Origin of the sequence: Micromonospora sp. NPDC050417 (assembly GCF_044458865.1) — a bacterium.
Lineage (GTDB): Bacteria > Actinomycetota > Actinomycetes > Mycobacteriales > Micromonosporaceae > Micromonospora_G.
In genome coordinates this window covers 17140-31940 of the sequence record NZ_JBITIH010000005.1, presented here as the reverse complement: position 1 = coordinate 31940, position 14801 = coordinate 17140, and the positions used below count along the sequence as shown (strand labels likewise).

The following is a 14801-nucleotide window of genomic DNA, read 5'->3' as shown; positions in this document are numbered from 1 at the left end:
TACGAGTCTTCGGGTGTCCGCCGTCAGTCGGCGGCTGTTCCGTCTGGCCTCTGGGGTGCTGGCCCTCGGCCTGGTCGCCGCCACCGTGCTCGTCGGCGGGGCGGCCCACGCCGCCGCGCCCATCCTGGTGCCGATCAGCGGCGCTGGCTCGACCTGGAGCCAGAATGCGGTCGACGCCTGGCGGCGCAACGTCACCCAGTACAACATGACGATCAACTACGCCGGTACGGGTTCGACCGACGGGCGTAACCAGTTCAAGAACGGCACCGTCGACTTCGCCGTGTCCGAGATTCCGTACGGGATCGACGACCCGGCCACGCCGAACGCCGACGATGCCCCACCGAGCCGCAAGTTCGCGTACATGCCGATCGTCGCCGGTGGTACGTCCTTCATGTACAACCTGAAGATCGGTGGCCGGCAGGTGACGAACCTACGACTGTCCGGACCGGTGATTACCAAGATCTTCACCGGTGTGATCACCAACTGGAACCACCCGGAGATCAAGGCGGACAACCCAGGATTGGCCCTACCCAGCCGCAAGATCGTGCCGGTGGTCCGTTCGGATGGTTCGGGCACCACGGCCCAGTTCACGCTCTGGATGACCAAGGAGCACGGCGGCCTGTGGAACGACTACTGCCGGGCCGCCGGCCGGGCCACGCCGTGCGGGATCACCTCGTACTACCCGACCATTGCGGGTCGGGGCTTCGTCGCTCAGGCGCAGTCGGTCGGGGTCGCCGCTTACGTGGCGCAGGGGTTCGGCGAGGGAGCGATCACCTACGTCGAGTACTCGTACGCGTTGGAGAACCGGTTTCCGGTGGCGAAGGTGCTCAACCGCGCGGGTTACTACATCGAGCCAAAGGCGGCCAACGTCGCGGTCGGCCTGCTCGGCGCGAGGATCAACGGCGACCTCACCCAGAATCTCGACAACGTCTACCGCGGCACCGATGCCCGGACCTACCCGCTGTCGTCGTACTCCTACATGGTTCTGCCGATCAACGAGAGCGTCTTGGGCTTCACCAAGAACAAGGGTTACACCCTCGGCCGGTTCGCCTACTACTTCCTGTGTCAGGGCCAGCAACAGGCCGAGGTGCTCGGCTATTCGCCACTGCCGATCAACCTGGTCACCGCCGCTTTCGACCAGGTCGCGCGAATCGACGGGGTCGAGAAACAGGACATCAAAATCGAGAACTGCAACAATCCGACGTTCTCCCGGGACGGCACCAACACTCTGGCACGCAACGCGCCGCAGCCGCCGGGTTGCGACGCGAAGGCCAGCGGTACGCAGTGTGTGACCGGCACCGGCGGCGCGACCCAGGAGACCCGGAACAGCAACAATGCCGGCGGGAACAGCAACAGTCCCGCTGGTGGCGGCAACAATCCCGCGGCCGGCGGCAGCACGACCGGCGGGACCACGCCGACCGGAGCTGCCGCCACCGGCCCGGTCGCGGTGGACCCGGACACCGGCGAGTCTCTCGGTAACGGCGCTGGTGGGGGGAACGACGAGTTCGTGGTGGCCACCCCGGTCTCCCTGGACGGTCAGGGCGGCTGGGCGCTGCGGCACACAATGATGGTGCTGGCTGGGGTGTTGCTCGCCGGGCTGTTGCTCGCGCCGCCGCTGTTCACCCGCCGGCTGGCCGGCCGCAACGGGACCGACCACCGGAGCCCGCGATGACGGCGCTGATCCGGTGGCCGGGTCGCCGGCAGCTTCGGCGCTGGCGTCGGGCCCTGGCCCTGCTGGTGGTCGCACCGCTGGCCGGAGCCGCGTTGGTGGCGCCGCAGTACCCGGCCGGAGCGCAGCAGCTGTCCGGCGGGGTGGACGCGCCGACCGACTCGGCGGTGACCGTGAGCGGCCGGGCCGACGGCGTGTACGGCGACAACTTCTCCGCCCTCCGGGTGACGGTCTCCCAGACCAGGAACCTCACCAGCCAGGGCATCTCGATCAGTTGGACCGGCGGCAAGCCCACGGTGATGCGGGATGCCACCCAGATGGTCGCCAACTATCTGCAGATCATGCAGTGTTGGGGGCCCGACCCGGCGGCGGTCGACTTCCGGGAGACCTGTGTGCAGGGATTCGGTCGGCCCGGTGGGGCGGTCAACCGCATCCCCAAATTGCTGGTGCCCGATCCGCTGGAAACGGTCCTGTCGCCCGACGCCAAGATCATTCCGTTCCTGGCGGTGACCGGCGAACGGTCGTCGGACGGGTCGGAATGCGACGCGAGCTGCAACGTCGGCGCCCTGGTCTCCGACTACTTCCGGGCGGACAACACCAACGAGATCTACCAGGGATTCACCGCCGCCGACGGCACCGGCCGGGTCGTCTTCGAGGTGCAGAACGCGATCGCCCAGCCCTATCTGGGCTGCGGGGCACCCCAGTCGGGCCCAGGTGGTCGCGAGACGCCGAGGCCGTGCTCGCTGGTGGTGGTGCCGCGGGGCGATCACGACCTGGACGGGAGCCCCTTGTGCGGGACCTGTTCGCTGGTGGACAGCCCGTTGCAGGCATCGACCTTCCGGGACCGGATCGTCATTCCGTTGCAGTTCGAGTCGCTCGGCGGCGGCTGCGAACTGGGGGCCGAGGAGCGGCTCACCGTCGGCTCGGACCTGGTCGCCGACGCGGTCCGGTCCTGGCAGCCCGCGCTCTGTGCGGACGGTGGCGCGACCTTCGGCTACTCCGCCGCCAGCGACGAGGACGCGATACGGCAGGTGCTCAGCCCCGTGCCGGGCGCACCAGGCATGGGTTTCACCGCTGAACCCGCCGTACCGCTGCCGGGTGGGCCGGAAGTGCGGCACGCTCCGGTCGTGATCTCCGGGGCGGTGATCGCCTTCAACATCGACGCGGAGGTCGACGTCAACGCGCCCCCGGAGGTACTGAAGCTGAGGGCGACCGCGTTGCGTGAGCTGAAGCTGACGCCCCGGTTGGTGGCGAAGTTGCTCACCCAGTCGTACTCCTCGGACGTACCCGGTGGCTTCGTCAACGAACACGTCCGGAAGAACCCCCGCGATCTCTTCCAGGACCGGGAACTGCGGTCGCTGAATCCGGTGTTCGCACAGTTCTCCCAGGTCGCCGCGCTGCGTTCCGGGCTGATGGTCGCGCAGGGCAACTCGGCCGCGTACCGCGAGGTGTGGAAGTGGATCCTCGCTGATGCCACGGCGCGGAAGTGGCTGGCCGGTGAGCCGGACGAGTACGGGATGGTGGTCAACCACTTCTACCGGGATGTGCTCAACACCGGCGTGCCGCTCGACACCTTTCCCAAGGCCGACGCCACAGAGGTAGTCGGTGCGGGTGCTCCGGAGGACAAGCCCTTCGGCACCGGCCACCTCCGTCCCTACCTCGGCAGTATGGAGGAGGCGGCACTCCAGACGCGACGTGCCGACCCGAAGTCGAAGACGGTCTGGGACGCCACCAGGACACCGCCGGACTATGTCGCCGGTGGCGCTGCCCGGCCGGTCGGATTCCGAGGGGCTATGTCGATCACCGACGCCGCGTCGGCCGCTCGCTACGGCCTCTACGCGGCGAGCCTGATCAACCAGAACCAGGAGTTCGTGGCACCGACCCGGGACGGGATGCTGGCCGCGGTCGACGCCATGGTGCCCAGCGAGGCCGATGACGACGTCCTCATGATCGACCCGGCGAAGAAGGCACCCGGTGCCTATCCGCTCACGATGGTCAACTACGCCGCGGTCAATATCAGCAATCAGGATCAGGCAGCGCGCGATGACTACGCGCAATTCCTGCGATATGCCGCCGGGGCCGGTCAGACCGAGGGCGTCCGCCGGGGCGAACTGCCCCGGGGCTACCTTCCGTTGACCAACAAGCTGCGCCAGCAGACGATGCTGGCCGCGAACGCGATCGAACGCGGGCCGACCCCCAGTCCGACCCCGTCGGTCGAGCCGACGGAGCCGGAAACGACCACCCCCACCAGTGCGTCGACGACCCCGGCCGGCACCCCCAACTCCGGGCTACCACCGGTGACACCCGGCCCGACCCGTACCCCGGCGCCGGTGCCGCCGGCCACGGCGGTCAGCCAGACCACCCCGGGGGGACCGCTCGGACTGGTGGGCCGGTACGCGTTGGTCGCCGCGCTCGCGCTCGGACTCCTCGGCGGTGCCGCCGGCCCGGTGCTGCTCCGGCTCTCCGGGCGGCGCCGAGTCTGACCGTCCCTTGTTTCTGATGCGTTCCTTCATTGACGTGACGCTGCGTGATCAATCCTGTTCATTTGGCCTAAACGTTGGCGATAAGTAGCGCACGAAACGTTTGCGAAACAGCGGTATCGACGCCGGGGAACGTGGGAAAGACTTGGTCCCGGCTCATTGATTACCGGAAATGAGTCAACCGTTTTTGTCTCTCTCAGAAGGGGAGAACAAATGAAGGTAAGGGCTCTCGCGAGCACGATGGGCATCGGTGTGGCCGCCGCCCTCATGCTCACCGCCGTGGCCGTCCCGGCCTCGGCCGACCCGGCCCCGGCCAACGACTACCGCCTCCTTGCCGGTGTCGGGTCGGACACCACGCAGGACGTGCTGAACCACCTCGGCAAGGTGGTCGGCGGCGGCAGCACGATCGCCTCCTGGGACGCCCGGCCGCCGGCCGGCGCGACGACGACCATCAAGACCAAGGCGTCGGGCCCGAACGGGGACTGCACCCAGACCCGTCCGAACGGCTCGGGCGCTGGCCGGACCGCGCTGCGTAACGCGCAGAGCAGCACCAACGCCACGTACGACTGCGTCGACTTCGCCCGTTCGTCCAGCTACCCCAACGCGGTCCCGCAGACCACCGGTCTCTACACCTACATCCCGTTCGGGGTGGACGCGGTGACCGTGGCGGTCAACGAGAACAGTTTCCTTCCGTCGAACATCACCTCCGTCCAGGCCCAGCGGATCTACCAGTGCTTCGACGACGACATCGCCGGTGAGCCGGTCGTCCCGCTGCTGATCCAGTCGGGCTCGGGCACCCGGCAGTTCTGGCTGCAGAAGATGGGTGTCGCCGAGCAGGACATCGCCGCTGGCTTCTACCCGTGTCTGCAGGACCTGGGCAACACCGTCCAGGAGCACGACGGCAACGTCCTGGCCGGCCACGAGGAGTACCTGCTGCCGTTCTCGGTGGGTCAGTGGATCGCCCAGGGCAACGCCGGGCAGACGGTCGGTGGACACCAGATCGACATCGTCAACCGTCGGGGTCCGTCGAAGCTGCTTGAGATCGACGCCGTCGTCCCCCGCAACGTCGACGGCACCTTGAACATCAACTTCCCGATCCGCCGCGACGTGTACAACGTCGTACCCACCGCCGACCTGGTCACGGGCTCGCTGATCTCGAACACCTTCGCCGGCCCGACCTCGTCCGTCTGCAACGAGGACGACGTCATCAAGGCGTACGGCTTCGGTTTCCGTACCGGTTCCAGCTCGAACCTGCTGGAGCTGCCCTGTGGCTCGACCCTGCTGAAGGCCGACTCCTGATCATCGGGCCGGCTGCCTGAACGCGCACTACGAGCCGGGGACCGGACCGCACCCGCGACCGGTCCCCGGGTCGCCCATGACACCGCAGGTCCTCTGGCTTCGCACCCGCGAGAAAAGGAAGTGGTTCATGAACAACCTCACCCGTCGGGTGGGCGTGCTGGTCGCGTCCGCCGCGCTCACCTTCGCCGCCCTGACCGGTTTCGCCGGCGCGGCGCAGGCTGAGAGCCCGATCCTCGGCACCCTCACCCTCAGCCAGACCAGTGGCTCCGTCAGCGACACGCCGTTCGTGGCGAACGCCACCACCTCTGCCGGCTGCCCCACCGGGTACGGCCAGAACGCGTCGCTGCGGGTCGGTCCGGTGGGTGGGCAGTCCCGGCTGCTCGGGCCCATCGGCAGCGCCGGCAACTACGACACGGTCGCGTCGATCACCCTGCCCGCCGCCCGGTCGCTGACCACCGCGCTCGGCGCGGCCCCCGCCGACGGGGACTACGAGGTCATCATCAACTGCGCGGGTGTGCCGGTCGGCACCCACCCGAAGACGTTCTCCACCCTCGTCACCGTTTCCGGCAGCAACTGGCAGGTGAAGGCGGCCGTCGCCACCAGCACCGACCTGCAGGCCAAGCCCTGGCTCTTCGCCTTCGAGGGACAGCAGGTCACGCTGACCGCGAACGTGTCGCGAGGCGCCGCCGGCACCGTCGAATACGTGGTGGACGGCAGTTCTATCGGGACCGCCCCGGTCGTCGACGGCAAGTCGGTGCTGAAGACCCGCGCGCTGCCCAACGGGCTGCTCCAGGTCAAGGCGAAGTTCACCCCCGACGACCCTCGGCTGTTCAAGCCCTCGGTCTCGGCGATCTGCTACATCGTCATCGGCTGATCGTCGTCCGGCCAAATCTGATCCGGGCCCGGCCGGAACGAGTCGCACCCGACCCGTAGCCCGCCACCCGACCACGCCGCCAAGCCGTACCCGGTTTGGCGGCGGTGGCCGTACCACCCCTGTTCGGCGTAACCCGCTCAGAGAAAAGGACGCGGCTCGTGCGTAAGTCCCGACTTCCCGTCGCCGTGGCGGCCGTACTGCTGGCCGCGCTCGTGCTGACCGGCACACCCGCCACCGCCACGCCCGGCACCACCGGACACGTGCTGCCCGGCCCGGCTGAGTTCGGCCGCTCGGCCCAGGCGGCGCCGCTCGGCCCGCTCACCCTCGGGCCCACCAGCGGCAGCACGACCGCCAACCCACTGTTCACCAGCGTCACCACGGCGGCGCCGTGCCCGGCCGGCTACGGGCAGAACGTCGGGCTGCGGATCGGTCCGGCCGGCGGCAGCGGCGGCCTGCTGCTCGCCCCCCAGAACGCCGGAGGGTACGACGCGAACCCGGTCAGGTTCCCGGCCACCATCCGTACCCTCACCCAGGCGCTCGGGGTGCAGACCGCCGAGGACGGCGACTACGACGTGTACGTCGAGTGTTTCGGGCTCACCGCCGGCCGGCATCCGGAGCGGTTCCAGACCACGATCAGTGTCACCGGCGACCGCTGGCAGATCAGGACCGGCGGTCCCGCTCCGGCCGGCCCGTCGACGCCCGCTCCGGCCCTGGAGCCGCCCCCGACCACCGCCCCGACGAGTCCGTCTGCCGGCTCCGGCCCGACCGTCGATGCTGCCCCGACCACCGAGTCCACCTCGGCCGCCGCTGCCCCGGTCAGCCCGTCACGGCGGGCCGGCGAAGGAGACGGCGGCCCGAGCGTCGTCCTGCTCGGCGTGCTGATCGGTGGCCTCGCCGTCGCCGTGGCCGCCGGAGCGCTGCTGGTCGCCCGTCGTCGCCGCGCTGCCGCGACCGGTCCGACCGGCGTGGCGACGTGGAACGACCAGTCCTGACCCGTTCGAGAGCCTCCACAGTCCACCGACAGACAAGGACATGATCGTGCGAAAGTCCAGGTTCCCGCAGTTCGCGGCTGCCCTACTGCTGACGGTGACCGCCAGCGCGGCGGCGGCCATCCTCGGCATGGCCGGCACCGCCCAGGCGGCACCGCTCGGCACCCTGACGTTGACCGCGCTCACCGGCAGCACCACCGCCGCTCCGATGCTCGTCAGCGCGACCACCTCGGCGGCCTGCCCGAGCGGTTACGGGCAGAACGTCGGCCTGCGGGTCGGCACGGCCGGCTCCACCACCGGTGGCCTGCTCGGTCTCGCGCTCGGGGCCGGCGGCTACGACACCGCTCCGGTCACGTTCTCCGGGGGGCAGATCACCCGGAGCCTGGCCCAGGGTCTCGGCGTCGAGACGGTCGCCAACGGCGACTACGACGTGTACGTCGAGTGCTTCGGCGTGAGCACCGGCAAGCACCCGGACCGGTTCCAGACCACCATCACGGTGACCGACGGCAGTTGGGAACTCAAGGGCGGCGGAGGGGTGCCCACCCCGACCGCGACGCCGACGCCGACGCCGACCAAGACACCGACGGAAGCCACACTCGTGATGTCGCCGGCAAACTCCGCACCTGCGGGTACCCGGATCACCGCCACCCTGAACGTGACTCCGGCCACCCTCAACGGGCAGTTCCACCTGTTGAACGGCACGGTCTCGCTCAGCAGTGGCAACGTCGTCAACGGCGTCGGCCTCCTGACGATCGACACCCTTCCCGCAGCCAGCTACTCGCTCGTCGGCAGGTTCACCCCGCTCGACCCCGCGTACGCCGTGTCGACATCGGCGGCGGTCGCCTACACCGTCGCCCCGGGACAGACGAACAGTCCGACCCCGACCACCACGTCGACCCGGACCACCAGCCCGACGCCGACGACGACGAACAGTCCGACGACGACGAACAGTCCGACCCCCACCGAGAGCACGACTCCGACCGACAGTCCGAGCCCGACGCCCGCGGCCAACAGCGGCAACCTGCCGGTCACCGGTATGCCGCTGATGCTGATCGTCGGCAGCGGGGCAGCGTTCGTCGGCGGCGGCGCCGGCCTGTTGCTGGCCGTCCGGCGGCGTCGCGACCAGGTCGTCCCCAGCGGGCTGCCGCAGTGGCGCGATTAGTGGAGTCGGACCAGATGACCACCAGCACGGAGCCGCGCGAGAGCCCGGCGGCTGTGCGACCCGCACCGCCACGGGCCGAGCGGATCGGGCTCTACCTGCCCGGTACGGCGTTGACCATCCTCGCCGTGATCCTGCTCGGGTTCGTGGCGCACGTCGTCCTGCTCTCCCAGGTGCGTTACGCCCGGGCCCAACAACTCGCGTACGCCGACTTCCGGGCGGACCTGGCCGAGGCGACCGCTCCGGTCGGGCAGACCGACGACCAGGGGCGGTTGTTGCGTCCGGGCACCTCCGTCGCGGTACTGCGGATTCCGGCACTCGGCGAGCGGCAGGTCGTGGTCGAGGGAACGGAGGCCGGTGTGCTGATGGCCGGGCCGGGACATCGCCGGGACACGGTGCTGCCGGGCCAGGCGGGCACCAGCGTGATCATGGGACGGCAGGCGACGTACGGCGGCCCGTTCGGCCGGATAGCCCTGCTCTCCCCCGGTGACCAGGTGACCGTGACCACCGGACAGGGCGTGCACACGTACGTCGTCCGTGGGGTGCGGCGGCCAGGCGATCCGGCCCCGCCGGCGCTGACCGGCGGTGCCGGCCGGCTCACCCTGGTGACCGTGGCCGGCAGACCGTTCATGCCCCGGGAACTGGTCCGGGTCGACGCGGAGCTGACCTCCCCGGCACAGCCGTCCCCGAAGCGGGTGCTCGGGCGGGGTGAGACGGCACTGCTGCCCGAAGAGCGGGCGCTCGCCTCGGACCAGGGCGCCTGGATCGGGTTGGTGCTGCTGACGCAGGCGTTGCTCGCGGCGGTGATCGGGATTGCCTGGGCCCGGGTCAGATGGGGTGCCCCGCAGGCGTGGGTGGTCGGGTTCCCCGTCGTCGGAGGGCTCGGGATGGTCACCGCCGACCAGATCATGCGGCTGCTGCCGAACCTGTTGTGACGTCCACCGTTCGTTTCTGTGAGGTACTGACATGACGACTTCCGTCGACCACCAGAAGCCGCCGTCGTTGTCGGCGCCGGCAGCCGCGTCGCCCCACCTCGGCACCCTCCAGGCACGATCGATCTCCGCCTGGTTCGGGGATCACAAGGTGCTGGACCGGGTCTCCCTGACCATGAACGCGGGGGAGGTGACCGCACTGATCGGGCCGTCGGGGTGCGGCAAGTCGACCTTCCTGCGCATTCTCAACCGCATGCACGAGCTGATCCCGAGCGCTTCGCTCGCCGGCGAGGTGCTGCTCGACGGCGAGGACCTGTACGCGTCCGCGCGGCGGATCACCGACGCCCGGCGTCAGGTCGGGATGGTGTTCCAGAAACCCAACCCCTTTCCGGCGATGTCCATCTACGACAACACGCTCGCCGGTCTGAAGCTGACCGGGGTACGGGCGAGCCGGTCCACCCGCGACGACCTGGTCGAGGAGTGCCTGACCAAGGCCGGGCTGTGGAAGGAGGTGCGGGACCGGCTCCGCGCCCCCGGTGGGGCGCTCTCCGGCGGGCAGCAGCAGCGGCTGTGCATCGCCCGGTCGCTGGCGATCCGGCCACGGGTGTTGCTGATGGACGAGCCCTGTTCGGCGCTGGACCCGACTTCCACTCGTCGGATCGAGGAGACGATCGCGGAGTTGGTCGCGGAGGTGACGATCGTCATTGTCACGCACAACATGCAGCAGGCGGCACGGGTCTCCCACCAGTGCGCGTTCTTTCTCGCGGAACACGGAACGCCGGGAGCCATTGTGGAGCACGGTCCGACCGAGGCGATGTTCGAGCACCCGCAGGACCCTCGTACGTCCGATTATGTGCACGGACGGTTCGGTTAGGCGAGAACGCCGACCGGTTGACAGCCGGCAGCCGGTCGGCGAGCCATCGAACGAACGAAATCCCAGGTACGGGCGGGTACGACGTCTGTTATTCACGCCGGATATCCGGCTGATTCCTGAGATTGTCGATCCCGCGCCAGTAACGGCGTTACCCGCAATTCGCTTTATGCATGTCTGGCGTAGGCGTTGGCCTGCACGCGGGGTCACAGCCCGTGTGCAGCCTGATCGAAGTCGCGGCCGGTCTTCACGCACCAACAGGTAACGGGCCTGCCGCACCGCCACTTCTCCTGAAGGAAGTGATCCATGAAGGCATCCACGTCCCGTCTCGGCCGGGTGGCCGCGCTGTTCAGCGCGGCGGCGCTGTCGACGGTTGGTCTGGTTGGTATCGCGGCGCCGGCACAGGCGGCACCGCTGGGCACCCTGACCCTGAACCCGGCCAGCGGCAGCACTGCCGCCGCCCCGGCATTCGCCAGCGTGACGACCTCCGCCGCCTGCCCGAGCGGTTACGGGCAGAACGTCGGCCTGCGGGTCGGCACGGCCGGCTCCACCACCGGTGGCCTGCTCGGTGCCGCGCTCGGGGCCGGCGGGTACGACACCGCTCCGGTCACGTTCTCCGGGGGTCAGATCAGCCGGAGCCTGGCCCAGGGTCTCGCGGTCCCGACGGTCGCCAACGGCGACTACGACGTGTACGTCGAGTGCTTCGGGGTGAGCACCGGCAAGCACCCCGACCGGTTCCAGACCACCATCACGGTCAACAACGGCAACTGGCAGGTCAAGGGTGCGGTCCAGCCGGCCGCCCCGACCACCACCACGCTCGCGGTCGACCCGGCCGGTCCGGTGGAGCAGGGTACGGACGTGACCCTGACCGCGACCGTGGCGCCGACCGCCGCGGCCGGCTCGGTCGAGTTCCGACGTGGCGCCGTCGCGGTGGGTACCGCGCCGGTGGTCAACGGCACGGCGAGCATCACCGTCAACACCCTCGTCGCGGGCTTCAACTCGCTGACCGCTGTCTTCACCCCGGCGGTTGCGGCGGACTTCCAGCCGTCCACCTCGGCTGCGGTCAACGTCCAGGTCACCGTTCCGGGGGGCCTCGGCGCCGAGCAGGAGATCACCGCGGACGTGGCGCCGGGCGCGTTCTCGCTCGCGGTGGCCGGTGGCGCGGTTGCCCTCACCGGTGGCCTGGTCGGTGGTACGGCGACCGGTGCGCTGAACAAGGCCACGGTCACCGACCTGCGCGGCACCAACAGCGGGTGGAACCTGACCGGCCAGGTGGAGAACTTCACCGGGCCGGCCGGCGCCACCATCCCGGCCAACCAGCTCGGCTGGACCCCGAACGCGACCAAGGTCGGCCAGGGCTCTGGTTCGGTTGCGGCCGGTGCGGCGGCGAACCCGGGCGCCGGCCTGGGTGACGCGCGCACGCTGTGCAGCGCCGCCCAGGGGGGTAGCGCTGGCGTCTTCGAGTGCGGCGCCGGGCTGACCCTCGGGATTCCGGACACCGCGGTGCCGGGCAGCTACAGCGCCACCCTGACCCTCACGCTGGTCTGACCTGACCGGTCCGTTCCCAGGTAAGCCGAACCGCTCGGTGGGCGGTGGTCGCCCTCTGCGGGGGTGGCCACCATCCGCCGACCGAACGCACCACGGTGGTGGTCCCGCGAGCGATCCGCTCGCGGTACCGCCACCGCACACCCGTATCTGGACCCCGGAGTAGCTCTCATGACCGCAGCTCGCATCCCCCGCGCCCGTGCCGCCGTCCTGCTCCTCGTCGCCGCCGTGACTGCCTTGGCCGGGGTGCTGCCACCCTCGCCGGCACGTGCCGCGCCGGAGGACGAGTTCCGCTGGGCGGTCCAACCCTCCGACGCGAACGGACCCGCCGGCCGTACCCAGTTTGTCTACGACGTGGCCGCCGGGCAGCAGATCGACGACCACGTGGCGATCACCAACCTGTCGGCCAAGCCACTGGTCTTCACGGTGTACGCCACCGACGCGTTCACCGCGACCGACGGCGCGTTCGCGCTCCTGTCGGCGAGCCAACCGGCGCGGGACGCGGGTAGCTGGGTCGGCTTCGACGGCAAGCCCCACACCGTTCGCCCCGGTCAGCGGGTCATCGTTCCGTTCCGGCTCAGTGTGCCGGGCAACGCGACCCCCGGTGACCACGCCGCTGGCGTGATCGCGTCGGTCACCGAACAGCGGGTCGACGCCGAGGGACAGCAGGTCAACGTGGACCGGCGGGTCGCTGCCCGGGTCTACCTGCGGGTCGCCGGTCCGGTCACCGCGACCGCCGAGGTCGAGTCGGTGCAGGTGACCTACGACAACCCGGTGTTGCCGTTCACCCGAGGACCGATGACGATCACCTATCGGGTACGGAACACCGGCAATGTCCGGGTCGGCGGCACCGTACGGCTCCGTGCCACCGGTCTGCTCGGCGTCCCGCTCGCCGGTGCCGCGCAGATCGACCTGCCGGAGTTGCTGCCGGGCGGCGAGGTTGCCCTGACCCGACGGCTCGACGGTGTGGTGCCGGCCGGTCTGGTCAACGGTTCGGTGGTCGTCAAGCCGACGACCAGCGATGGCGCGCTGCCCGAGACGACCCGTACCGATTCGGTGCTCGCACCGCCGTGGACGCTGCTCTACCTGTTGTTGTTGGTGGGTGCGCTGTTGCTGTGGCGGTGGTCGCGGGGTCGGGGACGCAGGGCGGCACCCGGGACCGGCACGGCGGTCGACGGCACGCCTACCGACCCGACGGCTCCGGCCCCCGCCGGCGCTCCGGGCGCGGCCACCGGCGACGCCAGCGCGGCCGTCAAGGTCCGTGCCTAGGGTGGCGTTGGCCGCCCGGTTCGCGGTCACCGTCGGTGCCATCCTCGTCCTGGGGCTGGCCGGCGGGGCGACCGCCGGGGCGCGGGCCGAGCCGGCGGTCGCTCTCGACCGGACCCAGGTCGCGCTCGGGGAGGAACTGGCCGTACGGCTCGCCGGCTGGCCGCCCGGCAACGTGCTGGTGGAGCTCTGCGGGAATGGGGCGGATCGGGGTTCGATCGACTGCGCGGTGGGCACCGGGGTGACCGCCGCCGTCCGGGCCGACGGATCGGGCTCGGTGGCGTTGACCGTGTCGACGCCACCGAGCGGCTGCCCGTGCGTGGTGCGGGTACGGCCGATCCTCAGCGGCGTGACGGTCACCGTCCCGGTGGTGGTCAGGGGGGTACCGGTGCAGCCCGCCCCGCCCGCCGGCCGGGTGCCGACCGCGCTCGCCGCGAGCGGCGTACGGGTCGCCGGGGCCGGGTCGTCCTGGGCGTCGATCTTCGGCGGCCCGGCACACCGGACGGTCACCGTGACCCTGAACAACACCGGCCAGGCGCCCGTGCTGGCGCCCCGGCTCAGGTTGACCAGCGGCCGACCCGGCCGGACGGATGTGATCGTCCCGGCACCCGGGATCGAGTTGCTGGAGCCGGGCCAGCGCCGCACCTTCGATCTGCCGGTCACCTTCGGAGCGCCGACCTGGGGTCGGTACGCGGTCCGTGGCGAACTGCTCGGCGCTGATCAGCCAGCGGTTTTCTACGCGCACACGTACTCGTATCCCTGGGGTCTGCTCGTCCTGCCGGCGCTTGCCATCGGCCTGGCGATGCGGCGTCGATGGCGCCGCATCGGGTAGATCGGACCGTGTTGCGTAGATGGGACCACCGCGCCGGGTGAGCCGCATCGCCGCGCCGAGGGGTCGGGCGGCCCTCTGACGTACCCTCGACGGGTCATGAGCGAAGCGCAGAGCAGTTTTCCCCGGCGGGACGAGAGCGGACGGATCACCGGACTGGCCGATCTGGTCGGCGTGGTGTTGGCCGGTCTGGTCATCGGGGTGCTGGCGCTACTTGTTTTCGACTGGGCGTTCGAGTCGATCGGCTTGGCCGACTTCGGCCGTACCAACGGCTGGTTGGCGGTGATCCTGCCGGCCTGGCTCTTCCTGGAGGAATACCGGGCCTGGGGTCCGGGTCCGGCCCGGATCGTGGCGGCGCCGGTGGCCGCCGTCGTCGGGCTCGCCACCGGACTGCTCGCCGCCGGGCTGGCCGCCGGACTGCCGCCCCTGGTCTCGGGCGCGGCGGCGGCTGGCGGGTTCGCGCTGGTATATACGCTGATTTGGTATTTCGGGGTCCGGTGGCTCGACCGCCGGACAGGTTGATCGGAGACGGAATCGTGAGTCCCGCGGTGAAGTACACGCTGGGCCGGATAGGGCTGTTCCTGGTCGTCGCGGCGGCGCTGCTGCCGGTCCCCATGAACATCTTCCTGAAGCTCATGCTGGCCGTGGTCTTCTCGGCGGCGGCCTCCTTCTTCCTGCTCCGGACCTGGCGCGACGAGATGGCCGAGCAGGTGGCCGGTGCGGTGCAGCGGCGTCAGGCGGAGAAGCAGCGGCTGCGGGCCGCGCTCTCCGGCGAGGACGAGGCGTCCGAGGCCCCGGTGTCGCCGGCCGGTCCGGTTCCGACCAGCCCGCCGACGACCGACACCGACGGCGGTCCGGCGACCCGCTGACCGCGAGGCGGCTGGGCGG

At 70.4% G+C, this 14801-nt stretch carries 13 protein-coding genes; all 13 read left to right on the top strand.

All coding sequences use genetic code 11. From position 1 onward, the window contains the following. The first annotated feature begins 13 nt into the window (after nucleotides 1–13). The 13 genes from ACIBF5_RS08535 to ACIBF5_RS08475 all read left to right on the top strand — a co-directional run bounded on the left by ACIBF5_RS08535 (nucleotide 14) and on the right by ACIBF5_RS08475 (nucleotide 14782). Nucleotides 14–1672: a phosphate ABC transporter substrate-binding protein PstS gene (locus tag ACIBF5_RS08535; RefSeq protein WP_396809483.1), complete on the top strand. Its 1659-nt coding sequence runs from the start codon at nucleotides 14–16 to the stop codon at nucleotides 1670–1672. Continuing rightward, nucleotides 1669–4152 carry a hypothetical protein gene (locus tag ACIBF5_RS08530; RefSeq protein WP_396809481.1) on the top strand — a complete coding sequence of 828 codons (2484 nt, stop codon included), beginning with the start codon at nucleotides 1669–1671 and terminating at the stop codon, nucleotides 4150–4152. Before ACIBF5_RS08535 ends, ACIBF5_RS08530 begins: the two co-directional genes overlap by 4 nt. A 210-nt stretch (nucleotides 4153–4362) precedes the next feature. Beyond that, complete coding sequence (locus ACIBF5_RS08525) at nucleotides 4363–5448, top strand: hypothetical protein (RefSeq protein ID WP_396809479.1); 1086 nt, start codon at nucleotides 4363–4365, stop codon at nucleotides 5446–5448. 127 nt (nucleotides 5449–5575) lie between these two features. After that, nucleotides 5576–6322: a hypothetical protein gene (locus ACIBF5_RS08520; RefSeq protein ID WP_396809477.1), complete on the top strand. Its 747-nt coding sequence runs from the start codon at nucleotides 5576–5578 to the stop codon at nucleotides 6320–6322. A gap of 158 nt (nucleotides 6323–6480) precedes the next feature. Continuing rightward, complete coding sequence (locus ACIBF5_RS08515) at nucleotides 6481–7314, top strand: hypothetical protein (protein WP_396809475.1); 834 nt, start codon at nucleotides 6481–6483, stop codon at nucleotides 7312–7314. 46 nt (nucleotides 7315–7360) lie between these two features. Next, nucleotides 7361–8473, top strand: coding sequence for an Ig-like domain-containing protein (locus tag ACIBF5_RS08510; RefSeq protein ID WP_396809473.1), 1113 nt, complete (start codon nucleotides 7361–7363; stop codon nucleotides 8471–8473). 14 nt (nucleotides 8474–8487) lie between these two features. Then, nucleotides 8488–9405, top strand: coding sequence for a sortase domain-bontaining protein (locus tag ACIBF5_RS08505; protein ID WP_396809471.1), 918 nt, complete (start codon nucleotides 8488–8490; stop codon nucleotides 9403–9405). Between the two features lie 31 nt (nucleotides 9406–9436). Beyond that, nucleotides 9437–10276: a phosphate ABC transporter ATP-binding protein gene (locus ACIBF5_RS08500; RefSeq protein ID WP_396809469.1), complete on the top strand. Its 840-nt coding sequence runs from the start codon at nucleotides 9437–9439 to the stop codon at nucleotides 10274–10276. Between the two features lie 303 nt (nucleotides 10277–10579). Continuing rightward, nucleotides 10580–11821 carry an Ig-like domain repeat protein gene (locus ACIBF5_RS08495; protein ID WP_396809467.1) on the top strand — a complete coding sequence of 414 codons (1242 nt, stop codon included), beginning with the start codon at nucleotides 10580–10582 and terminating at the stop codon, nucleotides 11819–11821. Between the two features lie 168 nt (nucleotides 11822–11989). Beyond that, nucleotides 11990–13087 (top strand): DUF916 domain-containing protein, encoded by a 1098-nt coding sequence (locus tag ACIBF5_RS08490; protein WP_396809465.1) that lies wholly within the window; start codon nucleotides 11990–11992, stop codon nucleotides 13085–13087. A gap of 1 nt (nucleotide 13088) precedes the next feature. Continuing rightward, nucleotides 13089–13916 carry a hypothetical protein gene (locus ACIBF5_RS08485; RefSeq protein WP_396809463.1) on the top strand — a complete coding sequence of 276 codons (828 nt, stop codon included), beginning with the start codon at nucleotides 13089–13091 and terminating at the stop codon, nucleotides 13914–13916. Nucleotides 13917–14012: 96 nt separating this feature from the next. After that, nucleotides 14013–14435, top strand: coding sequence for a hypothetical protein (locus ACIBF5_RS08480; protein ID WP_396809461.1), 423 nt, complete (start codon nucleotides 14013–14015; stop codon nucleotides 14433–14435). 14 nt (nucleotides 14436–14449) lie between these two features. Beyond that, nucleotides 14450–14782: a DUF4229 domain-containing protein gene (locus ACIBF5_RS08475; protein ID WP_396809459.1), complete on the top strand. Its 333-nt coding sequence runs from the start codon at nucleotides 14450–14452 to the stop codon at nucleotides 14780–14782. Nucleotides 14783–14801: the final 19 nt, after the last annotated feature.

Coding starts and splice junctions, on each gene's coding strand:
- ACIBF5_RS08500 (WP_396809469.1), top strand. CDS start 9,437: ATGACGACTTCCGTCGACCACCAGAAGCCGCCGTCGTTGTCGGCGCCG.
- ACIBF5_RS08505 (WP_396809471.1), top strand. CDS start 8,488: ATGACCACCAGCACGGAGCCGCGCGAGAGCCCGGCGGCTGTGCGACCC.
- ACIBF5_RS08520 (WP_396809477.1), top strand. CDS start 5,576: ATGAACAACCTCACCCGTCGGGTGGGCGTGCTGGTCGCGTCCGCCGCG.
- ACIBF5_RS08525 (WP_396809479.1), top strand. CDS start 4,363: ATGAAGGTAAGGGCTCTCGCGAGCACGATGGGCATCGGTGTGGCCGCC.
- ACIBF5_RS08530 (WP_396809481.1), top strand. CDS start 1,669: ATGACGGCGCTGATCCGGTGGCCGGGTCGCCGGCAGCTTCGGCGCTGG.
- ACIBF5_RS08480 (WP_396809461.1), top strand. CDS start 14,013: ATGAGCGAAGCGCAGAGCAGTTTTCCCCGGCGGGACGAGAGCGGACGG.
- ACIBF5_RS08495 (WP_396809467.1), top strand. CDS start 10,580: ATGAAGGCATCCACGTCCCGTCTCGGCCGGGTGGCCGCGCTGTTCAGC.
- ACIBF5_RS08490 (WP_396809465.1), top strand. CDS start 11,990: ATGACCGCAGCTCGCATCCCCCGCGCCCGTGCCGCCGTCCTGCTCCTC.